Origin of the sequence: Thioclava marina (genome assembly GCF_002020135.1) — a bacterium.
Classification (GTDB): domain Bacteria; phylum Pseudomonadota; class Alphaproteobacteria; order Rhodobacterales; family Rhodobacteraceae; genus Thioclava; species Thioclava marina.
Map to the genome: position 1 here is coordinate 312,379 of NZ_MPZS01000002.1, position 25,706 is coordinate 338,084.

Annotated in this window: 18 protein-coding genes, 1 tRNA gene and 1 pseudogene; 10 read left to right on the forward strand and 10 right to left on the reverse strand. The window is 54.4% G+C overall.

Annotated features, from left to right (window positions below; genetic code table 11):
* Positions 1-88 precede the first annotated feature (88 nt).
* The 3 genes from BMG00_RS11765 (at position 89) to BMG00_RS17805 (ending at position 1,128) form a co-directional block, all read left to right on the forward strand.
* Entirely contained in the window at positions 89-412 is a 324-nt protein-coding gene (locus BMG00_RS11765) for an FYDLN acid domain-containing protein (RefSeq protein WP_078529959.1), read from the forward strand.
* A 261-nt stretch (positions 413-673) separates the two neighbouring features.
* Positions 674-749 (forward strand) — tRNA-Ala (locus tag BMG00_RS11770).
* 184 nt (positions 750-933) lie between these two features.
* Entirely contained in the window at positions 934-1,128 is a 195-nt protein-coding gene (locus tag BMG00_RS17805) for a hypothetical protein (protein ID WP_245795023.1), read from the forward strand.
* Positions 1,129-1,260: 132 nt separating this feature from the next.
* Here the strand turns inward: BMG00_RS17805 and BMG00_RS17810 are convergent.
* From BMG00_RS17810 to BMG00_RS11795, 5 genes and pseudogenes are all read right to left on the reverse strand, one after another.
* Positions 1,261-2,283, reverse strand: a pseudogene (locus tag BMG00_RS17810) (recombinase family protein); the annotation flags it as partial.
* A complete protein-coding gene (locus BMG00_RS11780; protein WP_078574462.1) occupies positions 2,280-2,627 on the reverse strand; it encodes a hypothetical protein in 348 nt (115 codons plus the stop codon). The gene BMG00_RS11780 and the pseudogene BMG00_RS17810, both read right to left, overlap by 4 nt.
* Before the next feature lie 54 nt (positions 2,628-2,681).
* A complete protein-coding gene (locus BMG00_RS11785) occupies positions 2,682-3,383 on the reverse strand; it encodes a hypothetical protein (protein WP_078574463.1) in 702 nt (233 codons plus the stop codon).
* A gap of 23 nt (positions 3,384-3,406) precedes the next feature.
* The gene (locus BMG00_RS11790) at positions 3,407-3,778 is read right to left on the reverse strand and encodes a hypothetical protein (protein ID WP_078574464.1); all 372 of its coding nucleotides are present in this window, start codon (positions 3,776-3,778) and stop codon (positions 3,407-3,409) included.
* Positions 3,771-5,456: a type IV secretory system conjugative DNA transfer family protein gene (locus tag BMG00_RS11795; RefSeq protein WP_158521718.1), complete on the reverse strand. Its 1,686-nt coding sequence runs from the start codon at positions 5,454-5,456 to the stop codon at positions 3,771-3,773. Before BMG00_RS11795 ends, BMG00_RS11790 begins: the two co-directional genes overlap by 8 nt.
* 480 nt (positions 5,457-5,936) lie before the next feature.
* On the opposite strand from BMG00_RS11795, the gene BMG00_RS17505 reads away from it, so the two are divergent.
* Together BMG00_RS17505 and BMG00_RS11800 are read left to right on the forward strand one after the other, a co-directional pair.
* A complete protein-coding gene (locus BMG00_RS17505; protein ID WP_146642619.1) occupies positions 5,937-6,500 on the forward strand; it encodes a hypothetical protein in 564 nt (187 codons plus the stop codon).
* 2 nt (positions 6,501-6,502) lie between these two features.
* The gene (locus tag BMG00_RS11800) at positions 6,503-11,365 is read left to right on the forward strand and encodes a type I secretion C-terminal target domain-containing protein (RefSeq protein WP_078574466.1); all 4,863 of its coding nucleotides are present in this window, start codon (positions 6,503-6,505) and stop codon (positions 11,363-11,365) included.
* 708 nt (positions 11,366-12,073) lie between these two features.
* On the opposite strand, the gene BMG00_RS11805 is transcribed toward BMG00_RS11800, so the two are convergent.
* The gene (locus BMG00_RS11805; RefSeq protein ID WP_078574467.1) at positions 12,074-13,264 is read right to left on the reverse strand and encodes a cysteine desulfurase family protein; all 1,191 of its coding nucleotides are present in this window, start codon (positions 13,262-13,264) and stop codon (positions 12,074-12,076) included.
* Positions 13,265-13,418: 154 nt separating this feature from the next.
* Here BMG00_RS11805 and BMG00_RS11810 point away from each other — a divergent pair, with 154 nt between their 5' ends.
* From BMG00_RS11810 to BMG00_RS11830, 5 genes are read left to right on the forward strand one after another with little or no spacing between them, the layout of a single operon-like run.
* On the forward strand, positions 13,419-14,378 hold the full coding sequence (locus BMG00_RS11810; RefSeq protein ID WP_078574468.1) for a DUF4007 family protein: 960 nt from the start codon (positions 13,419-13,421) through the stop codon (positions 14,376-14,378).
* Positions 14,378-17,764 (forward strand): ATP-binding protein, encoded by a 3,387-nt coding sequence (locus BMG00_RS11815; RefSeq protein ID WP_078574469.1) that lies wholly within the window; start codon positions 14,378-14,380, stop codon positions 17,762-17,764. Before BMG00_RS11810 ends, BMG00_RS11815 begins: the two co-directional genes overlap by 1 nt.
* Positions 17,761-18,600 carry a phosphoadenosine phosphosulfate reductase family protein gene (locus BMG00_RS11820; RefSeq protein ID WP_078574470.1) on the forward strand — a complete coding sequence of 280 codons (840 nt, stop codon included), beginning with the start codon at positions 17,761-17,763 and terminating at the stop codon, positions 18,598-18,600. Before BMG00_RS11815 ends, BMG00_RS11820 begins: the two co-directional genes overlap by 4 nt.
* 27 nt (positions 18,601-18,627) lie before the next feature.
* The gene (locus tag BMG00_RS11825; RefSeq protein WP_078574471.1) at positions 18,628-19,665 is read left to right on the forward strand and encodes a DUF262 domain-containing protein; all 1,038 of its coding nucleotides are present in this window, start codon (positions 18,628-18,630) and stop codon (positions 19,663-19,665) included.
* A complete protein-coding gene (locus tag BMG00_RS11830) occupies positions 19,665-20,522 on the forward strand; it encodes an SIR2 family protein (protein WP_078574472.1) in 858 nt (285 codons plus the stop codon). The genes BMG00_RS11825 and BMG00_RS11830 overlap by 1 nt, the downstream gene beginning before the upstream one ends.
* A gap of 77 nt (positions 20,523-20,599) precedes the next feature.
* Here the strand turns inward: BMG00_RS11830 and BMG00_RS11835 are convergent, their stop codons facing one another.
* The 4 genes from BMG00_RS11835 to BMG00_RS17635 are packed head-to-tail and all read right to left on the reverse strand — an operon-like array spanning position 20,600 to position 25,423.
* On the reverse strand, positions 20,600-22,762 hold the full coding sequence (locus BMG00_RS11835; protein WP_078574473.1) for a DEAD/DEAH box helicase family protein: 2,163 nt from the start codon (positions 22,760-22,762) through the stop codon (positions 20,600-20,602).
* Complete coding sequence (locus BMG00_RS11840; protein WP_078574474.1) at positions 22,763-23,236, reverse strand: DNA phosphorothioation-associated protein 4; 474 nt, start codon at positions 23,234-23,236, stop codon at positions 22,763-22,765.
* The gene (locus tag BMG00_RS11845; RefSeq protein WP_078574475.1) at positions 23,233-25,257 is read right to left on the reverse strand and encodes an AAA family ATPase; all 2,025 of its coding nucleotides are present in this window, start codon (positions 25,255-25,257) and stop codon (positions 23,233-23,235) included. The genes BMG00_RS11840 and BMG00_RS11845 overlap by 4 nt, the downstream gene beginning before the upstream one ends.
* On the reverse strand, positions 25,247-25,423 hold the full coding sequence (locus tag BMG00_RS17635) for a hypothetical protein (RefSeq protein WP_158521719.1): 177 nt from the start codon (positions 25,421-25,423) through the stop codon (positions 25,247-25,249). Before BMG00_RS17635 ends, BMG00_RS11845 begins: the two co-directional genes overlap by 11 nt.
* Positions 25,424-25,706 lie beyond the last annotated feature (283 nt).

The window sequence follows — 25,706 nt, forward strand, 5'->3', positions numbered from 1 at the left end:
TGAAAAAACGCGCGAAAAGGCTTTGACACCCAGCCTGTGCTGTGGCAGTTGGCTGCGACTCTGCTGGATAAGTGTGCAGGAGAATTCCATGCCGAAAGAGGAATGGGGCGTCAAGCGTCTCTGCCCGCATTGCGCGAGCCGCTTCTACGACCTGAATAACGACCCGATGACCTGCCCGGTCTGCAACAACACCTTCACGCTGGAGGCGTTGAACGCCGGCAGCACGCGCACTCTGGTCACCGACAAGACCGCGTCGCAGAAGGAAGAGGACATCGACCTCGAAGATGACGATCTCGACGCCGACACCGGCGACGTGGATCTCGACGATGATCTGCTCGAGGATGACGATGACGACAACGTCTCGCTCGACGACATCGCCGATGTCAGCACCGAGGACAAGGAAGACAGCTGACCGGGTTACCCCGGACGGGTTCGGATCGAGGCGCGAGGGCATCCCTTCGCGCCTTTTTCCATGCCTGCCACGCGCCTGCAGCCCCACCTCATTCCGTGCGGGCGATCGCGTCCGGCGCCGGTTTTCCTCCGCTGCCGCAAGGGAATAACCGTTGCCACGGAAAATCCGCGCGGAACGCGCAAAATTCCTCTTGCGCCCACTCGGCGCTTTGCCTATACGCCTCCCCACGCAGCCGGGCACGCCCCGCGCTGGACCTCCGGTGGGGCCATAGCTCAGTTGGGAGAGCGCTTGAATGGCATTCAAGAGGTCAGGGGTTCGACTCCCCTTGGCTCCACCAAATCGCACTTTTGTGTTGAGAAATCCGCTAACACCTTGAATGGAAAGGTGATTTTAGCGGTTCGATAACCTCCATCACGGCTGTACCGCAGAGGCTCTGCGAAAGCCAATTTCAGCACAGTTCTCTTGAAGGCGAATCCGCCCTTTTCGTAAAGAAACCAAGGGTTTCCCAGAAATGTCAGGGCGTGTTCGATAAATTCCTCCAGGCGTCCTTTTGGCGGCACTATTTGCGCCGCCTGTTCGGAAAGCCTGATCTTCTGCCGTTCCAGCTTTTCGATCCGCGCTTCATACGCCTGAATGACAGAGGGGCTCGTCGCTTCGACGATCCGATCAAGGAGCGCCTCGGTCTGGCCGTCGATATCCTTGATCTGGGACTCTAGCGTCTTTCTGGCGCTACGCGCCTCGGTGAGACGCATTTCCCAAACGTCGATGAACATGGCCCTGACCAGATCGAAGAGCTGCGTGGCGGGTTGCAGAGAGCGAAGGATCGCTTCCGCTCCCTCTTCGATATCGGCACGCGGGATAGACTTGCGCTTAGACGCGCAGTCTGGCGTGTCGCAAAGGTAGTAGGGATAGTGCTTGTTGCGCCCCTTGGACCAACAAGAAGTCATAGCCTCCCCGCAATCGTCGCACAGCACGAACCCACGTAGCGGGAAATCTTCGTTGATGTCCTTGCGCGCGGGAGCGTTGGCATTGCCCTTGAGGCGCGCCTGGACGCGCTCATGCGTGGCAAAGCTGATAAGGGGCTCATGATGCCCTTTGCGCAAGCTGACACCCCAATTCGGGGCTTCGACGTATCCCGCGTAGGTTGGACGTTCCAAGATTTCCCTGACCTTGGTAATGCGGACGCTGCCGTCATCGGAGGATTTCGGGAAATCAGGCTTACTCTCAAAGAAGCGCATCACCTCGCTCTGTGACGCGAGCCGCCCGCTGGCATAGCTTTCGAGCGCCTCTGCGATGATCGAAGCCACAGGCTCGTCACGGACGAGCAACTTGCCATGAATGCGATCCTTGGCGTAGCGGTAGCCCACAGGCGGATGGAAGACGTAATAGCCTTTCTCGACCCTCGCCTTCATCTTCTGGATCACCTGCCGCCTGTTCTGCTCGCGTTCCAGTTCGCCTTGGGCCGCGAAGATCGTTTCGACGAATTTGCCCTCGGGCGTATCGTCGAGCTTGAAGTTTAGGCATTCGATCCGCGCGTCGCGTTGCAGAAACTCGCGCCGCAGCTTGATGTGAAACTCGGTATCCCGCGCGAAGCGCTTGAGATCATCGAAGATGACCACGTAGTTCTTGTCAGGCTGCGCATCGAGGTAGGTCAGTAGCGCGACCATGCCAGGCCGTTTCATGAAGTCGCCGCCGCCCGACGCATCGTCGGGGAACACGGCTTCGACCTCGTAGCCTTGCGCAGCCGCATATTGGCGGCAACGATGCTCCTGACCTTCGAGACCGCTGCCTTCGGTCTTCTGCTTTGTGCTGGACACGCGGCAGTAGATCACCGCGCGCGTGTCCCCTTGTTCAATGTTTTTGTTCGTCATTCTACCTCCAGACCGCCCATCGGGCCGGAATTTCTATTGCTTCCAAGATTGAGCTGCTCCTTCGATCTTACCCGATCCAAGGTCGCTTTGGGGCTCTGAGTGCGTTTTTTGAGGTCTTTTCCACTGAATTCTTCCAGTGGACGCACCTCAAATCCAAGATCGCTGATTGCGAGGATGATAGACAGGAGCCCCCGCAGAACGTTTTCTTTCTGCTCTGGCGTCAGGTCTGAGGCATCCAGGTGCGCCTGATACTTTGCGACGTCTATTTCCACGATGCGCTGCGCCGAAGAGGCGAATTTCTCAGAGAGGCCAGTGCCGTTGCCGTTTCTGATATCGTCTTTCATCGTCTTACCTTTCTGGACAGCGCAGTCGATGCCCTATCTCTAAGTATACAACCTTTAGTTGTGTGCTTGCAAAAGTGTGTCAGGTCTTGTGGTCGGGGAGAGCTGGCCACCAGCTAGCGCTTCTTCGAGTTTCAGCTTGAAGAGCGTCGGCCTGGTCAGGTCGCCGAAGATGCTGGCAAGGCGGGTCAGTTTGCCGTCATGCTGGAGCATCACGTCATGGCCCGTCTTGTGGTTCGGCAGGATCAGAACGTCCTGAATTCCGTCTCGCGCGAACCGTTTGGGTAGACCATACGTCCCGCGCCGCAGCGTCAGGGTTTCTCGATCCACAGCGATCCTGACGTGTTCCCGATTGGTCAGGTACGTGTAGAGGTCGAACAGCCCCGAATGGCGAAACACGGTGACGCCTCCGAGGAAGGCGAGTGCCAATCCCCAGCCGTGCAGGCTTTCCAGCGGCACGTCGAGCGTACCCTGTTCAATCACATCGCCCAGGCGGGCGACCGCATTCGAGAGCCCCGCAACGACCATGTTGCCGAATTCGAGGAAGATATTGGCGTTCGGGTCGGGCGGGGTGTCGGGGCGATACTGCGCGACGAGGATCGCGGCAGCGCCGCCGAACCCGATGATCCGAAACACGGTTATCATTTCATCGCCGCTGGACGGCAGCCGATGGGTGGCTGTCAGGCGGAAATCTCCCGCGTGACCGCTGACGCGCGGCGTGCCGCTGATCTGATCTTTCAGGGTTTCGAGGAATTTCATCTTCAATCTCCTTTGGTCATGGCTCAGTTGAAGAGCTGCCGTTGCAGCGCGGCCCAATCGACGGGCAGCATGGTGATGACGGGGCAGGTCCAATTCGGGCCGAGATGGCTGCGCATCCCCTGAACGCCGATGTAGCGGCACTCATCGCAGCGCTGCCCGCCGCACCGATAGGTGACGAGCATGTGCGGCGTGCCGAACATGACCACCACGGCCACAGTCGAGGCGAGCGCCCAGCTTGCGCGGCGCGGTTTCACAAGCCACCAAGCCAGTTTGGCGGCGCTTGCGACGGCGCTTGTCCTGGGCTGTGCCTTCTTGACCCGATCCACGCGCACCCACTTGAATTTGCGCGGACGCGGCGGTTTGCGGCTCAGGATTTCGACTTTGACCTCAGTCATGCTTGCCTCCTTTGATGGTGTAGCGAAGGCGCAGGCGCGGCTTGCGCCCGCGCCGGTGATCGCCTTCCATGGGGTTCTGATCGGCCCAATCTACCCAGGGCGACACGTCCCAATAGGGAACCTTCTCTGCCAGAATGGGCGGGGCGGATTTCACGAACAGAAGCTGGTGATCGTCTGGCAGGCCCATGATGTCCTGCGGCAGCATGAGGGAGACGCCGCGCTCGGACAGGCTGACACCGAGTTCGTCATCCTCGGTCTGGCCGAGGTTGTAGTTCCGCGTGACGATGGATTGCTCTCCCATCTGCCGCGAGAGCCGTTGCGCGAGGTCCACGTCCTGCACCGAGAAGAATTGCTTTACCTCGGATTGGCTCAGGATGATGTCGGCGGTCTCGCGCCCGTAGACCTGCCGTAGATGCTGGAGGTCCTGCACGATGGCCCAGACGCGGACGCCATAGCCAGGCAGCAGCGTCAGGGCTTCGGCGAGCCCCGCGATCTTGCCCATGTTCGCGAACTCGTCGAGCAGGAACAGGACGCGCTGATTGGTGCGCTGTGTCGCGACCGCATTGATGGCGTGCTTGCTGACCAGCCCCAGCCACATGCCATAGTCGCTGATCCGCTCGGCGGGGATCATGACATAGACCGTCGTGCTTTCGGTCTTGAGGGTTTCAAGGCTGACATCGGAGCTGGACACGGCATCGGCCAGCGGCCCGCCAGGCCGGAACACCTGAAGCGCATTCGATGCGCCCGTCCGGAAGTCCTCGAATTGGCGCGACCCTTCCTCCATCTGGTGCAGCAATTCCCGCCCATAGGCTGACACCACACCGTCGAGCGCATCGGACTCCGACATGGCGATAAAGGTCATTTCCAGAAGTTCAGGGTTCTTGATGGTCTTCCAGAGGTTGGGCAGCGTGCAGCGCTCCGGCCTTCCACACGTCGCAAACTGCAATTGCAGACCTTCGAGTTGGTTGCGCGAGCCGTCCCTGAAATGCTGGTTCCTATCCCCGCCCGCAGGTTCGGGGATGAGCATGAACGCGTTGGAGCGCACGGTGTCGCCGAGTTCGTGGTGGCGGCGCGGATCGGCTGCCATGTCGATGAGAGGTTGAAGCGGATTGTACCGATGGCGCGGCAAGCCATGCAGCCCCCACGGATTCAGGTAGACGACCTGCTGCCCGAACGTCTCTTTCCGATGCCGTGCCGTCACGGCGGCGAGTTCACCCTTCGGATCGGTGACGAACACCGAGCCCGAATAGTGCAGCAGGTTCGGAATGACGACCGTGACGCCTTTGCCCTGACGAGCGGGGGCCACGGTGATGAGGTGTGCCTTGCCGTTGAAGAAAAGTGGTATGCCACGCAGCAGCCCAAGGAACAGGCCGTTCGGCTTGGTCAGGCCCGCATCGGCGCAATCCTGCGGCGTGGCCAGCTTGGCCTCGCCATAGACGCCTGTCGGCTTCTCGGCCCGCTTGCGAGCGGTCCGCAGGGCGACCTTGCGGATGAGATCGAGGCCGCCACTGGCGACGAGCCAGATGCCCGCCAGCAGCATGAAGCCCGAATAGGCAGCGGAGACGGGATCGCTCGACGCGCCCGTTGCCCGCCCGAGGGCTGACGAAAGTGCAATAATCGACCCGCCGCTCAGCAGCTTGCCTAGGGGGTTTGGAGTTGGCTTTGATTGATGTCGCATCTCAAGCCTATGCCACATTTTTTGAAAATATCCAGAGTAATCACGGACCCGTGAACTCGCGTGTGGGACGGGTTGGACAGTCCAGGCCGCAGGAAGGGCGTTATTACCCTTCCTTCGCGGCCTTCTAGAGAGCGCCGCCATCAGTCAATGAAGAGAGCCACGTTCGACCAATCGAAGATGAACCTGGCCGAAGCGATTTTTCCACCCGAGCCCCGTTCAAAGCCACACCCACTAGATGCGGCGTGCCATGCGAAAGATTCGGAGCCCAGAGAGCATGCCACGCATACGCCCGTATGCACGTCCTTGGCGACGTTAAAATAGCTCTGCCAAGATTCGCGAGCGCTGTGAAAAGGGCGGACGTTGTGGGTAGCCAAGTATCGTCGGAAAAACTCAGCGTTGTCATAATACTTTAGTCTATCGAGCCATCGATCATTAGGCCAAAAACAAATTCAATTTTCAAGATATGAAATGAGAAATATTATGTGTACGCTGAATTTTGTTTTTTGTGGGGCGAACATGACTTTTCTTAGAATAGTTGCTTTTATTTCCGCAGTTTTGCTGTGGCCGGCGCAGGGCAAGGCCGATGAAATTCACGAGTACCTGAAGTTCTCGTGCATACCCGAAATCGGCTATGCGGAACTAACAACGACAAGATCTTATGGCAAAGTCAAGAAAGAGCAAGCGGACATATATGGTCTATGGACTGGTCACGACAATCCAACATGCTCATTCCCGCAATATGATGTCAAAGTCGAATTCGAGTTGATCCAATTTAACTGCCAGGAAAGTCCGTGCCTTAACAGCCGGTGGTACACCGTGAACGTGAAGATTAACGGAAACACAGCTCATACATTTGAGGAATTCGGAAACCAGAATGTAGTGCCTATGGCTGGGTTTGATGCTTTCAAGGAGGCCTACGCTCCACATATTATGGCATACCAGTATTTTAATGGATTTCATTATATCCACGCCTGCACAGGTTTCGCGCGACGGAAATGTGAAAGCCTTAGATTTAATCCAAAGCAATTTACGGGAGAAAAATAGAAATGACTAGTGTTACATTGGATCTTGAGCTAGACGGAACGGCAGAAAGCAATATTCAGGATATTATTGACGATCTAGCGACTGTTAGCAGCTATCAAGGCGATGATGTCAGCAGTGCTGCTAGCGACTCAACCTTTATGAGTGCAGCTCGCGCACTTCTTGGCGATGTTGAGGGAGTTAGGCTTACTGCGTATGATGACACGAATGGGTTACGTACAATAGGTGTCGGCTATAATATGGATCAGTATGGTGAAGTTATTACTGGTGGCACGCCAACCGATTTCCAGACCAACAATCCGAGCCTTTCTTCTGTTCTGGCAAATGCTGGCATCTCACTTGCCAATCAGGAAGATGTTTATCTCGGAAACCTTTCAATCTCTCAGAGCCAGAGCGATGCGCTTACGGACTTGGCTATCACATCAAGGCTTGCCGATATGGAACTTGTCTTTCAGGGGGCGCCTGACCTGTCCGGTACCTACCTTAGCCCCAACGAGTTGCTCACAAGTTTAAGTCTTTATTATAATCTTCCTGACCTTCTCGGACAAAATCTGAGAACGGCCTTCCTCAATAATGATGCAAATGGAGCGCTAACTGAGGTGCTTGAGGAATCAAATGCTCTCTACAGTGCCGGAGACCCTAAGGCCGCCGTTGCGGGCGTCGCGAATAGAAGACTGAAAGAAGGCGCGATCTTAGCGGGTGATACGTCCGTAATGCCTTCTGATCATGAATATATGGATATTCTCGAAGCCGTTCACAAGCGTTGGTCAAATGGCGATGATCCTAATAGTAGCTCCGGTGCGGTGGACCCGTCTACAGACACCCTATCTATTAATGTCCCAGACTTTGATTCAACATTCGCGAGCGAACATCCGGGTTTGCTTGCGTATCTCAATTACCTAAACAGCCTAGAAAATGTTGAGGTAAATTCCCCGTTCGATTGGGATTTGTACGATGAACCGCCCGTCCAAGGTGTTAAGCCTCAGTCTGGAGACGAAGATGCGAACGGAGATGGTGGTGATAGCGACGATGATGACGATATTCAAGACGGTCTATCACATTTGGACGCTGGAGGTGGCGACGACGATGGTTCTAGCACTGGTGGCTATGCGGACGATGTGAAATCGAATTTCGACGATGGCAGCAATAGTTCCAGCCCGCTTGTTCTCGATCTTGATGGAGATGGCGTGGAACTCGTATCGCTACAAAGCGCCGGAGCGGTATATTGGGACATTGATGTTGATGGTTTTGCGGAGGCTTCTGGGTGGGTTGGCTCAGATGACGGCCTCTTGGCCATAGACCTAAATAACGATGGGATCATCAATGACTCCGCCGAGTTGTTTGGAAACCAGACAGGGTATGAAAACGGATTTCTAGCTCTTTCTGCTTATGACTCAAACGATGATGGCGTCATAGATTTATCTGACTCGGCCTGGGATAACCTCATAGTCTGGAGAGATGCGAACTCAAACGGTTATTCGGAGGACACAGAGCTTCACTCGATGAGCGATCTTTTAATCACCAGTATTGATTTGGGATACAGCAATGTAGCCACTACTATCGCGGGCAACGATGTGTTGCAGGAAAGTACGTTCACAATCAATGGAAATGTTAATGATGTTGTGGATGCATACTTTAAATATAGTGATCTGAACTCTGTGTATGATCAGAGTTTCGAATTAAATCCGGACACTATCGGGCTAAGTAATCTGAGAGGATATGGAATTATTTCAGTTATGCAAGTCGCTATGTCACTCGACAACACTGGTACGGGGAACCTTCTTGACCTTGTCTCGGACTTGAACGACACATCCTTCGCCAATCTGTTTGACGAAACCAACGACATCCGCACAGACATTCGGGACATCATGTTCCGTTGGGCGGGCGTTGACGGCGTGCCGCCGACCTCGCGCGGGGTGAATGTCGATGCGCAGGAACTGGAGTTCCTGGAGAAGATGATGGGGCAGGATTTCGTACAAGTCCACGCGGGCGGCGCGACAAACCCTGGTCCGTATGCGGCGACACTCATCGATGAAGCGTTCGAGATCGCCTATAACAACATCTATGCCCGCCTCGTGACGCAGGTTGCGGGTGGACAGCTTTTTGACGGCGACTTCCACTACGATGTGGCGAGCGACAGTTTCAGCGGGATTACGGGCATCGACAGCACGGCGCTTTCGAGCCTTGAGACCGAAGCGACGGCGCTTTCTACGACAGGCGAGAAAACGATCTTCTGGGGCAATGTGATCCGCATGGTGGAATTCGCCATCGGGACGAGCAACCTTTCAACAGGCGATCAAACCGCGCTCGATGATGCGATTACGAACAGCGATGCCAGCCTCGATCTTTCTACGATAGTCGGGAATCTGGATTTTGTCGCGCCCGCTGGCTCGACCTATAACGGCACGAGCGGTGATGATACGCTGACGGGCGGTACGGGCTATGACACGCTGAACGGCGATACCGGCAACGATACCCTCTATGGCAATGACGGGAACGATACCCTGAACGGCAATGGCGGTGATGATGCGCTCTATGGCGGAAACGGCAGTGATTACCTGCTTGGTGGTGGCGGCAATGACACCTACCACTACGATCTCAGCACAGGATGGGACATCATCAAGGAAAGCGGCATAGGCACAGGCAACGATGCCGACGAGATTGTGTTCGGTAGCGGGATCGACAGCGGCGATCTGACCCTGACGCGCTACAACAGCAACGGGCTGGTCATCGATATCGATACAGGCACGCAGACGGGGCAGATTTTCATCGAGGACCAGTTCAAGGGCAATGGCCATGTCGAAACGATCCGCTTTTCCGACAACAGCACCATCGATCTCGATAGCCAGGACTGGACGACCTACGGCACGACGGGCAATGACACGATCTACGGTGTTCACATCGGTTCGGGCGGTACGGGTATCGACACGATCTATGGCGGTGCAGGCAATGACTATATCAACGGGGCCGCGATCAACACGAACGACTCAACCGCTGACACGCTCTACGGCGAGGCAGGCAACGACACCATCTACGGCGAGTATGGCGATGATGTGCTCTACGGCGGCGATGGCGACGACTATCTGCACGGCGGTGGTGATGATGATGTGCTCTATGACGGCGCAGGTGATGATACTCTGATTGGCGGCGGTGGAGTCGATGACTTCCACTATCAGAGCGGCCACACGACGGTCAGCGGCAATGCCAGCAGCACGATCTATCTCGATGCGGCCTATGACGGGGTGACGCCGGATTACTACCGCATCGGCAATGACCTTCAAATCTACTTCACGGCGGCAAACACGCTGACGGTTGTTAATATGTTCAACGGCAGCCAGATCACCGCTCTGGTCTATGACAACACGACGACGGTCGATTTGAGTGCTGTTACTTACGTCCAGCAGGGCACGAGCGGTAACGATACCCTGAGCGGTACGGGCGGGGATGACCTTCTCTATGGCTATGAAGGCAATGATACGCTCGGTTCGAGCAGCGGTAACAACTACGGCGATGACACGCTTTATGGCGGAGCTGGCAATGACACGCTCCATGGCGGTCAGGATAATGACTATCTGGATGGTGGCGCCGGTGACGACATCATGAACGGTAGCTATGGCAACGATCACTACGTTTATGTCAGCGGCCACGATACGATCAACGAATACAGCACGGGAACGGATGTACTTGAGATCGACAATAGCTGGACCGTCGATGATCTTTCTTTCGCCCGCTACAGCACAGCAACGAACGATCTCGTGATTACGGTCGGCACGACGGGCGTGAACTCGATCACCATCGACAACATGTTCTACGGGAACAGGCAGATCGAAACGGTGAGCCTCGATGACGGGAACACAACGATTGATCTGACCTCGATGGACTACGTAACCTATGGAACGTCAGGGAACGACACGTTTGGCGGGATCACCAACAGCAATATCAGTGGCGGGACTGTCAGCGACACGCTCTACGGGCTTGCCGGAAACGATACGCTGAGCGGCCAGGGTGGAGCGGACACGCTCATTGGCGGTGACGGCAATGATGTTCTGAAGGGCCAGGGTGGCGACGACCTCTACATCTATGATGGTGGCCTCGATGAGTTGCGCGACGGCAACTACACCAGCAACGATACACTCTGGATTACGGGCGGTGTTGTGGTCGATGAGATCAGCATTGCCAACACAGGGACGTACAACGCGACCATCACGGTCAACTCCGGTACGGATGAAGTCTTCCTTTATCACCAGCGCTACACGACGACATCCTACGACCATATCGAAAACCTGCGCTTCGACGATGGGTTCGAAACCGACCAGCTTGAGAGCTACAATGGCTGGATGTGGGGAACGACTGGCAATGACAGCACGTCCGGCAATAGCAGCGACAACGTGATCATCGGCGATGCCGGAAACGACACTATCGACGCTGGCGCCGGTGCGGATGATGTTCATGGTGGTGCGGGAACCGATACCATCCACGGCGATGACGGAAATGACTTCCTGCACGGTGGCGTTGGTGACGATACGATCTATGGCGATGACGGCCTCGATGTGCTCTGGGGCGGCAGCGGTAGCGATACGTTCAGTTTCGACGCAACGACCGCCTACAACAACACCGACCAGATTGCCGACTTCAGCGCGAGCGAAGGCGATGTCATCGACATTTCCGATTTGCTCTCGGCCTACGATCCCATGACCGACGTGCTGACCGATTTTGTTCAGATCACCGACAACGGAACCGACAGCACACTTTCCGTCGATGCCAATGGTGGCGGGGACAGCTTCTCCGCCGTGGCGACCATCCTCGGCGTCACAGGCATCACCGACGAGGCGGCCTTGGTCACGAGCGGTAATCTGGCTGTAGCTTGATCGTAGAGATGGTCTTCGCCTAAGGTGTTCGAAGGGCTCCTCTTAGGTGTGCGCTCCGAAATACCTGACAGGACACGCAAATCGGGGTTAAGACTGCCTGCAAGATGTGTGTTGTACTACAACACCATCTTGGCAAGGGGGCTCGCTGCGCGCCCCCGTTGCATCCCCCAGGCCGTGGCTCTTCCAGGGCATTGAACCCGTTCCAGAGCCAGAAGATCGTATCGCCGATCAACCACTCGCAGGGATTGGAGAAGTGCCTCTCCACCTGCACCGAACCATGCACGAACGTCTGGCCGTCCGATCACCAATCAGGGGAGCGTTCCTGCTCCCACCGATACCCCCATGACCATTTCATGGAGACGACTTCATCGAGACCAGGAAGGGAGCTTTCGCGCTACCCTTTCCTTGGAACCATCCCATCGAGCAGGAGCCTTCGTGCCCCTTGCATCCCTGACCAACCCTGCGCGGATTGGATGCCGCCATCTTGTCGAAGATGGATCACGATCAGGAGGCCAATCGCGGCCCCCTTGAACCCGGCTCGTCAGGCTCGGAGAAGTCAATCTCCACCAACACCGAACCATGCACAAACTGACGCCCGTTCGATCCTCGCCACGCCATGTAGGCCATGTCATCGAGACGACCTCATCGGGACCAATCTCGCTCAGTTTGGACGCGCGCGGCTTGCCGCCGCTTCAGGATGAGTTTGGTCTAAGCAAACATGGAATCGCGTTCGCTGGATACCTGTTCCAGTGCAGCTCGAATGATATCGACAGCTTTCACCAATTCTTCTTCAGTCGAACTTCTGCCCACGCTCAACCTGATCGACGCACCCGCCTCTTCATCAGTTAGACCGATGGCCCGAAGAACGTGCGACGGCTCGGGAATACCGCTTGTGCACGCCGATCCTGTAGAAGCTGCGAGATTTGGTTGGATGCGGCCCAAGAGGTCGGCTGCGACAATGCCACGAAATCCGATATTGATGTTGCCTGGATGTCGGTGTTCAGGGTTCTTCGGACCATTTATCCAAGAGGGATAGGGCAGCTCCCTCAGCCGCTCAAGGAGGAAGTCCCTGCGTTGTGCCAACGCCTCCCTTTCGCCCATGGCATGCTCACCAGAGGCGAGCCTCGCAGCACATCCCAACCCAACACACAGAGCTGTGGGCAGCGTGCCGGACCGAAGCCCATTTTGCTGTCCTCCTCCATACACGAGCGGCTCGATCCTACCCTGTAGCTCGCGCTTTGCGAATAGAGCGCCGACACCCATTGGCCCGTACATTTTGTGAGCTGACAGACTCAATAGGTCCACGACGTCGGCAAATCTTGACATGTCCATGGCGCAGGGCGCTTGTGCTGCGTCACAATGTAGTAGGCTGCCAGACTGGGAGACCATTCGCGCAATTTCGGTAATGTCCTGTAGTGTTCCGATCTCATTGTTGGCTGCCATGACCGAAATGAGAAGCACATCCTCATTGAGCTCGGAACGCAACATGTCCAGATCAAGCCGCCCTTCAGAATCGACAGACAAATGGGTCACTGTGAAGCCCAGTTGCCGTTCAAGTACGCGACCAACTTCCAAGACGCATTTGTGTTCCGTCGAGCTCATGAGAATGCGCTTTCGCGCGCCGCCGACCGCACGCCTAGCGACACCCAACAACGCCAAGTTGTTGGCCTCGGTTGCGCCTGATGTGAAGACAATCTCATCGGCGTCCGCACCAATCATCGCGGCCACATCTTCGGCTGCGCCCTCGACGGCTTTGGCAGCTCGCCAGCCTGCTGCGTGATCGGAAGAATGTGGGTTCCCAAAGCTTTCGCCGAAATATGGGCGCATAGCCTCAAAAACCTGCGAATCGAGCGGTGTCGTCGCCTGGTGATCCAGATATATGGTCTTCGATTTTTTCACTTAAATGCCAATCTCTTAGCCAGTTATTAACCTCGCAAACTAGCGCTCAGCGCGGCTCGCGGGCTTTCTGGAGGATATCTCCAGGAATGAGTTTGACCCTACCATATTTTGTGGGGTAAAGTCGAGCTGGATCAATTATCCAGGACGAGACGCGATGCCACGAGGACCTATTTTTCAAGACACATACAAGCCCCAATTTTCCGGACACGAGACCTTTCCGCTGCGCTACGGATGGCTGAAGAAGGCCTACGATGCCGTCTCGGAACGTGCAGGTGACCCTGACAGTAAGGCAGCATTCACTCGCGACGATGCAATCGCCCGATTCGGGGTGGGCAAAAATATGGTGTCTTCGATGCGTCATTGGGCCACTTGCTGTGGGGTCATCGCGGACGGAGAGGGCGCGAACGAACTCGCCACAACAGAGCTAGGCGACCGCATCTTTGGGCGGTCTGGATTCGACCCCTACATGGAGCACCCCACAAGCCTTTGGCTTGTTCATTGGCATCTCGCGGGGCATCCCGAGAAAACAACATGGTATTGGAGTTTCAACAATTTTCCTGGAGTAACATTTGAGCGGGAAAGGCTTGTTCGAGCTCTTGAAAAGGTTGCCAAAGATCGTGCTTGGCCGCGGGTTTCTGCGACTACGATTAGGCGCGATGTGGAGTGTTTCCTCCGCACCTATGTGGCTAAACGCCCATCTGCGAACGCTTCACCTGAGGACACGTTAGAGTCTCCCCTATCGGAGTTGGGCCTAATCAAGGCTCTGGGCAAGCGAGATGGATTCCGATTTGTTCGTGGGCCAAAATCCACTTTGGGAAGGGGGGTATTTCTTTATGCCCTGATCGATTTCTGGAAGTACTACACAACTGCGAAAACCTTGTCTTTTGAGGCCATTGCGCACGAACCGGGGTCGCCTGGGCGCGTGTTCCTCCTCGATGAAAATGACATCGCCGATCGATTGCTTGACCTTGAGGAATTCACTGAGGGCGCTTTCCGTTGGTCCGAGACCGCTGGCCTCAAACAAGTGTTGCGCGATGTTCCTCTGGATGGTGATTTCGCGCTCAAATACGCCGCCTTCGACTATAAACCCAAGAAAACGAAAGAGGCGGCGTGATGGCTCTCTCAGACAGCGTACATATTGCCCGCCGCTTTCAGCGTTCCATACGCATCGACGCCGACTACAACGACGCTGCTGCGTTGGAGGGCTACGTTTGCCCCAAATCTTCGACAGACGTTTTGTTGTCCATCGGACATCACGTCAGGGAAACTGGCCATGGTGCCTTTACGTGGACGGGGCCGTACGGGAGTGGGAAATCGAGCCTTGTTGTTGCGCTTAGCGGACTATTGGGCGGCGACAGCGCACTGAAGCAGAAGGCCGAAACATCGATTGGCAAGGCCGCAGCAAAACAAATCCTTGCTGCTTTGCCGCCAAAAACGAAGGGATGGCTCACAATTCCTGTCGTTGGCCGCCGCGATGACGCAGCCAAAATTATCGGCGAAGCTTTGGAAGAGCGTGGTCTCCTTGGCCCCTCCCGTCGAAAGCGTTGGACCGACGATGCAGTTGTTTCAGCCTTGACCGAACTTGCAAACAGACATCCACGCAACCAAGGCGGCCTCATCCTCTTCATCGACGAGATGGGAAAATTCCTTGAGGCTGCTGCGCAAGAAGGTGCGGACGTCTATCTGTTCCAACTTCTTGCGGAAGCCGCATCGCGCAGCAATGGCCGCTTGGTTGTGGTTGGCATTCTTCACCAAGCTTTCGAAGAGTATGCTAACCGACTATCCCGCGAAATGCGCGACGAGTGGTCCAAAATCCAGGGGCGCTTCATAGACCTTTCAGTGAATGCCGCTGGTGAAGAGCAGATCGAGCTAATATCGCGCGCTATCGAAAATGGACGTTCTCTGACTAAGCCAGGCAAGCTCGCCAACCTAATTGCGAACGAAATTAAGCGTCAGCGTCCGGCTGCGTCAGCCTACCTATCTGAGACACTCGAAGGATGCTGGCCGCTTCACCCAGTCGTAGCCTGTTTGTTGGGCCCCATATCACGCCGACGTTTCGGCCAAAACCAACGCAGCATTTTCGGCTTCCTAAATTCCGCAGAGCCTTCGGGTTTCCAGGATTTTATTCGTCACAATACTGAAGACAGTCTCTATGAGCCTGACCGCCTTTGGGACTATCTGCGAGTTAACTTGGAGCCCTCAATTCTTGCTTCGCCAGATGGCCACCGATGGGCGATGGCGGCAGAAGCAATCGAGCGCTGCGAGGCGCTCGGCGGCGACGCGCTCCACATTAGGCTACTCAAGGCAATTGCGTTGATTGACCTATTCAAGGAACGGTCCGGCCTCATGCCAACGGACGAGCTCCTTGGTGCTTGCGTAGGTGGAGCACCAAAGGGCCAGATTACCGCCGCGCTCAACCAACTCAAAACTTGGTCACTGATTATCTACAGAAAGTTTGTAGACGCTTATGCGATCTACGCAGGGAGTGACTTTGACATTGACCGCGCTGTGCAAGACACATTGGAGCACGTGCGGGAAGTGGATTTTGCATCACTGCAAAGGCTTGCGGGCCTGCAACCTATACTGGCAAAGCGACATTACCATGAGACGGGCGCTCTACGTTGGTTCGATGTGGAAGTTGCGCCACTGAACAGCCTCAGAGAACGTGTCCAGGCCTACCAACCTCATGCAGGTACAATCGGCGAATTCCTACTTGCGATTCCGACAGAGGGCGAAACAAGCGAACAGGCCCAGAAGATCTGTCGTGAGGCGGCACGTGAGTCGAAGGACTGGGAAGTTGCAACTGGGTTATCGCAACGGGCCTGGGCGATTACCGACCTTGCTCGCGAACTGATCGCGCTCTCAGAAGTGCAAGAGGAGCATCCTGACCTCGCGGGAGACGCTGTGGCACAACGTGAAGTTCAGGCGCGGCAAGCTGTGTTGCAAGGGCAGCTTGAAGAAGAAATCCGCCGCGCCTTCGACAATGCGACTTGGTATCTAAAAAATCGAAAACCGCAGCAGTGGCTGCATGCGGAACTTAACAATGTTGCTTCGGAGCTCGCATCAGCGCGATATCCCAGTTCACCGCTTCTCAACAACGAGCTGCTCAACCGCATCAAGCCATCGAGTAACGCGGTTGCAGCACAAAACGCATTGCTGCGCGCAATGGTCTCAAACGAAGGAACGCCGCGCCTCGGCATCGAAGGGTTTCCTGCGGAAGGTGGCTTGTACGCTTCCCTCCTAGAAGCTACAGGCCTCTATGCAGACAAAGGCGAAGGATTGCGCTTCTGCCAACCTTCGGAAAACGACGACTACGATCTTTACCCACTCTGGAACGCAACGGTTAGGCTTCTGAAGGAAGCTGACGACCGAACTGTAAGCGTTGCGGAAATTTATAGGCTTTGGTCGGAGCCGCCGTTTGGGGTCAAAGATGGCCTCATGCCCGTGCTTGTTGTCGCGTTCATTCTCTCGCGACGTGAACAGGTTGCACTCTATAGGGAAGGTGTCTTCCAAGCGCGCTTCAAGGACATTGATGTCGAAATCCTCGCAAAAGACCCACGTGAAATCCAGCTTCGCTGGATGGATTTGTCTGCTTTGTCCAGGCGTTTGCTTTCAAGCATGGCAGAAGTCGTGCGAGAACTTGATACAAACAATAGCCTTACCCATCTCGCTCCAATCGACGTCGCTCGTGGTCTAATCGCAATCTTTGATCGTCTGCACTCTTGGACCAAACGCACAACTCAGCTTTCTGCCAACGCAATTCGTGTTCGCGATCTATTCAAACTAGCAAACGACCCAAACAAGTTCCTGTTTGATGATATTCCGGCGGCTTTCGGTGAGCGCGGCGCTCTCGACAACGATAAGGCGATACAAGCGGTTGTGAACGATGTCCGCGAAGGCCTTGAAGAACTGGTCGAGTCATATCCGTCGATGCTCCGACGTTTGACAGACCTAATGCTTGCTGAACTGCAAGTGCCCAACATGTCGCCACAAGCACTCGCCGAACTCCGTGAACGCGCTGAAAACATCATGCAAATTAGTGGTGACTTCCGCCTCAATGCCTTCATTGGTCGACTTGCCAAATTTGAAGGAAGCGTCTCTGACGTGGAAGGCATCGCTAGCCTCGCCGCAAACAAACCCCCAAGAGACTGGACTGACCCCGACCTTGACAGGGCGTCTGTTGAGCTCGCCGACCTTGCTCAGAAGTTTATTCGCTCTGAGAACTTCGCTCGCGTGAAAGGACGTGTAGACAAGCGCCACGCAATGGCCGTTGTTGTTGGTGTGAATGGTCGTCCTGCTCCCCTTCATGCTGAATTTGAAGTGACTGAAGGAGAACGAGCAGGGATCGACAAAATCATTTCGCAACTTGAAAGCGTCATCGATGCTGGTGACGACACAAAGCGTCGGATGGTACTTGCTGCGCTTGCAGAACTAAGCTCGCGCTACATGGTCGAAGTTCAGGAAAGCAAGGACAAAGAAACGGAGAGAGCTGTATCGTGACCAATGCACCAGAGAAGCACGTACTGGGGCTTTCAGGAGGGCGGGATAGCGCGGCCCTCGCGGTCTACATGCGTCAGCATCATCCAGAGCTAGATATCGAGTACTTCTTCACCGACACCGGGAAGGAACTACCCGAAGTCTACGAATTCCTTGGACGCCTTGAAGGGTTTCTCGGGAAATCGATCCTCCGACTGAACCCCGACCGAGACTTCGATTTCTGGCTCAAACAGTACAACAATTTCCTTCCGTCACCACAAACGCGCTGGTGCACTAGGCAGCTCAAACTTCGTCCATTTGAGCACTGGCTTCGTCCTATCCTGGAAGAGGGAAATACGGTCTACAGTTATGTGGCCATTCGCGCAGATGAAGAATACCGAGAGGGCTACAGCTCGAAACACGACCGACTGAAGGTGTTGTTACCCTTCAAGGAGGCGGGCATTGATAAACCAGGTGTCATCGATATTCTTGACGCGTCCGGGCTAGGGCTTCCGAAATACTATGATTGGCGCTCTCGGAGCGGTTGCACGTTCTGCTTCTATCAGCAAAAGATTGAGTGGGTTCGACTAAAGGAACAACATCCTGAGGCGTTTGAAGAGGCCAAATCCTACGAGAAGGATGCCGTCGAAAATGGCTCACCTTTTACATGGTCACAGGGCGAGTCCCTAGATGAATTGACCCAACCTGATAGAGTCGCCCAAATCAAAGGAGACTATGAGAAGCGTGTCGAGAGGGCAAAGGCCAAACGTCAAATAAACCCCCTTCGTAGTGACATAGGTGACATCGATATCGATGAACTTTTCGGTCAATCAAAGGGATGCCTCGCATGTCACAAGTGATGAGATCAGGACTGAACTGAGAAACGAATGGACATTAAGCACAGAACCAAAAAGCTAAAAGACCTCGTCGCAATACGTGACAAAGTACGGTTAGACCCGTCTTGGCAGCGTGGCCCGGTTTGGCCTGCGCCGAAACAGGCTTTGCTAATTGACTCGATTCTTCGGGGCTACGACATTCCAATGATCTATCTATGGGATCGAGGAGCCGCCGCCCAACCGTTTCGTTATGAGGTTGTGGACGGTCAGCAGCGGCTCAGGGCAATATGGGAGTTCCTGGATGGTGACTTTAGCTTGAACAGCGATGCGCCGAACATTGGCGCTCAACCGATTGCTGGGAAAGAGTATGAAAAACTACCGAAATCCTTCCGCGACAAGTTCGACGAATTCGAAGTCGTAATCGCCTACATTGAGAACGCTCAGCAACCAGAAATCTCAGTGGTCTTCTCGCGTATGCAGATGGGAGTTCGCCTAAATCCTGCGGAACTGCGAAATGCGATACAAACAGGTTACCGCCAGGCTGTTGATACCGTAGCTCGTACGCACACCTTTTTTGCAGAATCCAAAATATCTGCTGCACGATTTAAGCACCAAGATTACCTCGCCCACGCCCTTTCTGTTTGCCATCATGACGGAAAGCGCGAAGTGAAGGCACCTCAGTTACATGACGACTATACTTACATAACTGACAGCGCTGTCTACGCTCCGCTGGTTGCCGAAGCGAACAACATCCTCGATTTTCTGAAGGATGTGAATGAGCTTGCCGCGAAGAAGCTCACTCAAAAGTGGATATTCGTCGATTTATTCTACTTTCTCTACCGACACAGGTCGCAGATGGGTAAGTTCGATGCTCCAACTTTCGCAAAAGTCTATCTGGCTTTTGAGGCAGATAGGATGAAGCACAACGCGGAGCCCGAGAACTTGCTTGGTGGCAAAGCCTCTAAGGATGAGAAAGATCTGTATGCGTATATTATTTCATTTAAAATCGGAGGCGGTGAGCGCTCTAACTTAATGCAGAGAGCAGATGTAATTGATCGTAGATTCAAGAAAGCTTTGGGGGTTTCGTGATGGCACTTGAAAAGAAGGATATTCCAACGGAACTCTTACAAGCGTATCGAGAGGGAAAGTGCGGTGTCTTTGTAGGGGCTGGACTTTCTATGGGGGCTGGACTTCCGGATTGGGGTGGCCTTCTGGGAAGCCTTATTGAAAAGGCTGAGACCGATCACTCGATTTCGGGTGATAAGGCCGAGGATTGCAGAGAGCTTGCAGCGGACTCAAACAAATTCTTAATGCTTGCTCAGGAAATGAAGGAAATATTGGGCGTTGAGTTTAAGACCGTCATTGAGGACGTTTTTGGAAACCCCAATCTCAAGCCGACCCCTGCTCATGAGCTACTAATATCTCTCAAGAATAATAGGTTTATAATTACGACCAATTACGACATGCTAATCGAACAGGCGTTCGCGGCTAGCGGTGAGTTCAGGCAGGGCTATAAGTACTATGAGGCACATGCACTTCAGCGGGATTTGTATAAGAGGTCGTTTTTTCTTCTAAAAGCTCACGGCGATGCCAAAACAGCACCCGAGCACATTATTCTGACCGACAAGGATTATAGGAGAATACTGTATAAAGAGCCTGGGTATCAAAGCGCTCTTCAGTCAATTTTCACGATGTACTCGGTGATTTTTCTTGGATCATCACTTCAAGACCCAGAGCTTCGCCTTCTTCTTAACTACATTAACGCCGCGTTCCCCGAAGGCGGAATCCCGCACTATGCGCTCATGACGACCGACCAAATCGGTGATACGGAGCGTGGCCGTTGGAAAAAGGACTACAATATGCGGATTATTCCAATATCTTCTGACAACAACTATGAAGACCTAAACCGATTTCTAAACTTCCTCAAAGAAGTGGATGCTGAATAGCTTTTTTGTATCTCGGCGCACTCTGTATCTGTTGGCTGCTGCGAATTTGGAAATTCTCACTTTGCTGAGTCTTGTGCTTAGATCATGTGCTCCAGATCGTAGGCTTTTAGCACAGGAGCGAGCGTCTCATAGGCTTCCGACCTGTTCTCTGACAGAGACGAAAACTCTGCTACTCTACCAAGCTCAGATTTGATGAGGCGCTTGGCGTAGTCCGAGCTACCCTCGTAGCCGTCGGGTAGAACAACGATGAAGTCATGGATGAGTGCCTGTTGCTTGCCCGGCGAACGTCGCAAGATACGTCCGCGCCGCTGCACAAATTGTCTTGGGTCCCGAGAGCTTGCCAAGATGTAGGCTGTGCTGCACGCGGGCACGTCTATGCCTTCATCGAGGCAACGGATCGCGACCATTGCGTCGATGATGCCTAGGCGAAAGTTCTCAAGGATGTTGTCACGGTCCTTGCGTGACTCCCGCGAGGTGAAACGCGACACGTCCCAGGACATACCGTGAAGCATGGCACTGACGGCTTCCACCTGTCGCTTGCTCTGATTGATGCTTTCTTCAGAACCCGTCTCGCCTTCGTCTGTTTCGACTGATCCATCCCCGCAATAGAAGAGGGTGTGCTGGGTCGGCTTCTTTCCCGCTAACACAGCTTGTAGGGCTGGAAGCTTGTTGGCCGCAGAGCCCACAAGTCGAGCTCGACGCATCAGCAAACCTGTGAGCTGGGGCGTCATCTCGCTTGCCTTGCCATTTTGCCTCGCCATGATGCGCCCGATTTGCTCAGACAGTTCCACGAATTCCTCGGCTTCGCTTTCTGTGAATTCGACGAGGTGTGGGTAGTAGACGTACGGAGTCAGAACCTTGTCTTTGATCGCCTGCTTGAGAGTGTAGCTGTAGACGATATCCCCATAGAACTCGTTGAGGCGTTCGTTGCGCTCTTCATCGAGATAGTGCTCTGGTGTGGCGGAGAGACCAATCCGATAACGTGCATGTTCCGGGAGAAAGCCCTCATATGCCTTCGAAGTATGATGGTGGCACTCATCGCCGATCCAAAGCAGATGGCTTCCCTTGATCTTCGAAAGTTTATCCTGGAACTCAGGGCTCTTCAGCGTTCTGTTTACAACAACGATGGCGCCAAACTTGCGGCTGCCCATTGTCAGCTCATGGACCATGTTGCGGAGTTTCTCCTCCCATTGGGCGCGGGAGACATAGCACTTCACGGGATAGATGTTGAACGTCGCCAGGATATCGACCCATTGGTCGGCGAGGTTCTGGTAGGGGGCCGCGATCACACAGGCTAGCCCGTCGATTGCTTCAGAAAGCCTGACAATGGCATGAATGGCTGTGATGGTCTTGCCAGCGCCAGTCGCGAGATCGAAAGTCCCTTGGAAGTCGCCTTTGGCCCGCCAGGCTTCGAGCGCAGCGATTTGATGATCGCGCATTTTGAACGGTTGGCCATTGATCGTGGCTGGTTCGCGCGGCTTCCCTGATGTTGTACTGTGAGCAGAGCCCGTCTTTCCAAGAATTCGCGCTGCAATCGCCGCTTCAATCTCGGGGTCCGGCGTGTAGTCGAGGGCGCGAGCTGTTGCTATCAGCTTTTCTTTCACCGCAGTCGGTATGTCGATTACGGCCGTTGACTGGCTTTCGTTCCGCCACAGGCGCTCAAAGCTCTCGATGTGAGGGTCGTAGAACTCCGCCTGTTCCGGAATCCAGGTACGGAAAACGTTGATCGACTCGTAGTTGTGCGTGGGAAGAAGCGCGTGGGTGCTCTCGTTGGCTGAGCCCGCAAAGACCACGCGATCACCAGCTTCGTCAGTGATGATGCCGACCTTGTCATGGTACATGCCGCGCTCACGAAGGGCGATTTTGACGTCGAGACGCCCATGCGCGACGAGCCATGAGAGCGTGTCAAAGCGGTTCTGGAAGAGTTCGTCGCTGACGTTTGATATCATCGACAAGAGTTCATTCCCGATCTTTTCGGAAATCTCTTTTTCCTGGTAGCCTTGCTTGACGGCTTCTAGGTCTTCTTGGTCAGAAAACGCACCCAGGATCAGTCTAATCTGGCCGCCATGCTTGACGAAGACCGATAGCGCTTGCGCTGCGTAGCTGATTGTGGATGCCGAAAAGAAACCGACTGCCCGATCATAACGGTTCGCTACAGACAACGTGGGAAAATAGAAATCTTCCAGTATGTTGTCGAGGTCAGACTTATAGACTCCCTTGTAGCTCAGGTCTCTCAGCATCTAGAATTTGATCCCCGAAAGGTCAGGCTCTTTGTCTTCTGTGTCCAAATACCCACGCTCTTTCAACAGCTCCAGGATATCCCGGTCCGGATATTCTCCGCCGCCTCGAAGCATTGCTTCACGCAGGATTTGAAGGCCGCCGTTTGCGTACTCTTCGAAAATCTCAGCACAGCGGCTTTCCTCTCCGTCCTTTAGAATCTCAGGATCTTTGGTCTCTGCCAAAGCGATAAGGTAAATGAGGTCCTCGGCGTCGCCCCGTTCGAATTGTTGATAGGAGATATCTTCAACACCTTTTTCCCTATCCAGCGGAATGCGTCTCTTCTCAGAATATCCAAGCAGGGCGGCAAAGCAGAGCAGCTCACGGATCGTAGGGAAGAGAGTGCGATCCGTGTCCGGAAGTTTCTGCATAGCAAGACGCTGCACCATCTCTTCGTGTATGCGACTTCTATTGATATTTGGTGCGCGTGAACTCATGGCTCTCTAATCTCCACAATCTCTGTGCCATCAAAGTCTGATTCAAAGATGGCAGTCTTGAACTCTTTACCTTTGAAATAGCGGCTCTCTGGCTTGCGCTCCCCCTGCGTTTCAGTGTTGTGACGCACAAGCAGATACTCCGCACCGAGATGCCCTTTCAAAACCTCCAAAACTTCATCCGAGCCTTGAGATTTTGAGACAAGGAGCACAACTTGACGGGCCATTTTCGGGATGAATTCTGCGGTCGTGGCACGATAGGCATCATCGAGCTGACCAAAGGGGGAGTCGAGAACAAGTGGTGCAATTGTGCCAGGCAACAGCCGGTAGTCCTTGGCGTTCTGCCTGATGTTGGCGAACTCGACGAGCGCCGCCGTAAAAGCTAGGCCAAGGAGCTGGTTTTCACCACTTGATTTTGGCAAAGCCGTTCCGTCTGAATTCACGAGACTAATCATGTAGTCATCAGTCATGCGAAGGTTTAAAGCCTTACGGGTCGTAGCTTCCAAAATCCGCCTGATCCCCGCGCGGAGGACTTTGCGTGCAGCATCTTCCTCAGCCTTGAGCTCCACCTCTAGCTTGCCCTTGATAGTTTCGCAAAGATTGCGTCTGCGACCATAAATCGCCGTTTGCTTGTCTTGCTTCGCGAGTTCAGTGATCTCTCGGTCGATTTCACCCTTTTCACGCTCGGAACTCTTTATGTTTGTCTCGAACGCACCGATCTTTCGGTCAATTTCCCGCAGTTCATCGCGCAGTTCGCTGCGTCGGCGTTCCCGTTCCGCGATGTCTTCAAAATTGATACCCTTTAGCTTCTCACTGATTTCCGCGAGTTGAGCCTCGGCAGTTGCGAAGTCTTCATTTGCCTCTGTAAGTTGTGCCTTGGCTCTTGTAAGGCGGCCCGGAGCTTTGGCGCGCTCCGTCTTCAGTGATGTTAATCTCCCGCGCACTTTCGACACGCGGTCTCGCATCACTTGGTTCGCGGCCTTCTGGAGCAGGCTCGCAACTTTCTTGGCCTCGGGGCTGCCTGGTTCGAGCTTTGCGCCACAGATGCACTCTTGAGCTTCAAGGACGTCTTTGACGAATTCTTCATTGTACGGCGAGGGAATACGGCCCCGATGTTCCTTCTCATCTAGGAACGAAAAGGTTTCTTCGGTAATGCGCTTGGAAACGATGAAGCGCCCATTCTCGCCGAGCCACTTGTATACCTCATCGGCGTATTCCTTCTGACGCTTCGACGCGCGCTGAAGCTGGGCATTCAGACGATCACGGCTTTGCTGAAGCTCTTTGGCAGCAGCAGTATTTCGAAGTTTTGCTTCAATATCGTTAATTTGCTGGTCCGTCTGATCGCGCTTTGCCTTCATCGTCGTGATGCTGGCTTTGGCGGTCTCGACTTGGGTTGTCAGCGCGTCCAAGCGACTGCTCAGGTCCTCGATTTTCTTGGTTGCCGCCGTCGATGGTATCTGCCTGCGGAACTGGCTGGAGACCGCTTGCAGATCATCTATCGCGGTTTCGATTAGCGAGCACCCCAAGATGTCGCGTACGGCGCTTTTGATAGACCCTTTGTTGGTCTCTCCTAGGAAGACCTCCGCATGCTCCCCATCGAAAAGGAAATGAGAGGCCATGTCACGCGGGATCACCGTGTTGATAAACGTATCGGGCGAGTCGAGTGTGATCTGACTGCCATCGTCGATGCGAGCGATAACGAAATCACGTCCGCCAGGATTTGCGATATTAGAGAAGCGCTTAGCTATGTAGCGGCTGCCATTGTGCTCGAAGAGAACTTCGACCGAGGCAACCTTTCGACCCATTTTCTTGGCGTCGTAGTTCAGTATCTCCTCACGCTTCTCAAAGCGTGCAGTTGTCTCGCCGTAGAAGCACCAAAGAAGGGCGTTTAGCAGCGTCGTCTTGCCGACCCCATTCTCGGCATAAATAATCGTTACATTGCGCTCGGGGTCTTCGGAGAACCGAATGAATGTCTCACCAAAAAAACATCTGAAATCGGTAAGGCGAATTTCTTCAAGTATCATCCGCAACACTCCCAGGTTTTGTGTGCCGCTCAATGATCTCACGCAGCTTCCGTTGGCGTTCTGTCTTCACGTTACGCTTTTCAAAGAAGTAGCTCCGCTCCAACTCGATGATCTCGCGGATGATCGGATCGTTCTTGCTGTCCGGCATTTCTGCTTCACTTGTCATTTGTCTTACCTTCCTGCCCCTAGCCGAAAGAATTGCAGACCAGAGAAAAAAATGCAACCTTTGCGAGTCGCTCTAACATTATGACAAATATGGACAAATTTGGGGCGAGATGCGATTTTGCGGCGAGGCAGACGCCACTTCCAAGACATCTTGGTGTAGGCGTCTATCGAGCCTCAAACGTTGTTAGAGAGTGGGTTTGGTACTGGCATCGCAGGAGTAGGGGCGCACCCTTTCAGGTCGGGCTGTCGTGAACCGAGCCCGCCTTTGGCGGTCTCGGCCATGC

Bases quoted from the DNA above. Each gene is read 5' to 3' on its own strand.
- BMG00_RS11765 (WP_078529959.1), top strand. From the start codon at position 89: ATGCCGAAAGAGGAATGGGGCGTCAAGCGTCTCTGCCCGCATTGCGCG.
- BMG00_RS11780 (WP_078574462.1), bottom strand. From the start codon at position 2,627: ATGAAAGACGATATCAGAAACGGCAACGGCACTGGCCTCTCTGAGAAA.
- BMG00_RS11785 (WP_078574463.1), bottom strand. From the start codon at position 3,383: ATGAAATTCCTCGAAACCCTGAAAGATCAGATCAGCGGCACGCCGCGC.
- BMG00_RS11790 (WP_078574464.1), bottom strand. From the start codon at position 3,778: ATGACTGAGGTCAAAGTCGAAATCCTGAGCCGCAAACCGCCGCGTCCG.
- BMG00_RS11795 (WP_158521718.1), bottom strand. From the start codon at position 5,456: ATGCGACATCAATCAAAGCCAACTCCAAACCCCCTAGGCAAGCTGCTG.
- BMG00_RS17505 (WP_146642619.1), top strand. From the start codon at position 5,937: ATGTGTACGCTGAATTTTGTTTTTTGTGGGGCGAACATGACTTTTCTT.
- BMG00_RS11800 (WP_078574466.1), top strand. From the start codon at position 6,503: ATGACTAGTGTTACATTGGATCTTGAGCTAGACGGAACGGCAGAAAGC.
- BMG00_RS11810 (WP_078574468.1), top strand. From the start codon at position 13,419: ATGCCACGAGGACCTATTTTTCAAGACACATACAAGCCCCAATTTTCC.
- BMG00_RS11815 (WP_078574469.1), top strand. From the start codon at position 14,378: ATGGCTCTCTCAGACAGCGTACATATTGCCCGCCGCTTTCAGCGTTCC.
- BMG00_RS11825 (WP_078574471.1), top strand. From the start codon at position 18,628: ATGGACATTAAGCACAGAACCAAAAAGCTAAAAGACCTCGTCGCAATA.
- BMG00_RS11830 (WP_078574472.1), top strand. From the start codon at position 19,665: ATGGCACTTGAAAAGAAGGATATTCCAACGGAACTCTTACAAGCGTAT.
- BMG00_RS11835 (WP_078574473.1), bottom strand. From the start codon at position 22,762: ATGCTGAGAGACCTGAGCTACAAGGGAGTCTATAAGTCTGACCTCGAC.
- BMG00_RS11840 (WP_078574474.1), bottom strand. From the start codon at position 23,236: ATGAGTTCACGCGCACCAAATATCAATAGAAGTCGCATACACGAAGAG.
- BMG00_RS11845 (WP_078574475.1), bottom strand. From the start codon at position 25,257: ATGATACTTGAAGAAATTCGCCTTACCGATTTCAGATGTTTTTTTGGT.
- BMG00_RS17635 (WP_158521719.1), bottom strand. From the start codon at position 25,423: ATGACAAGTGAAGCAGAAATGCCGGACAGCAAGAACGATCCGATCATC.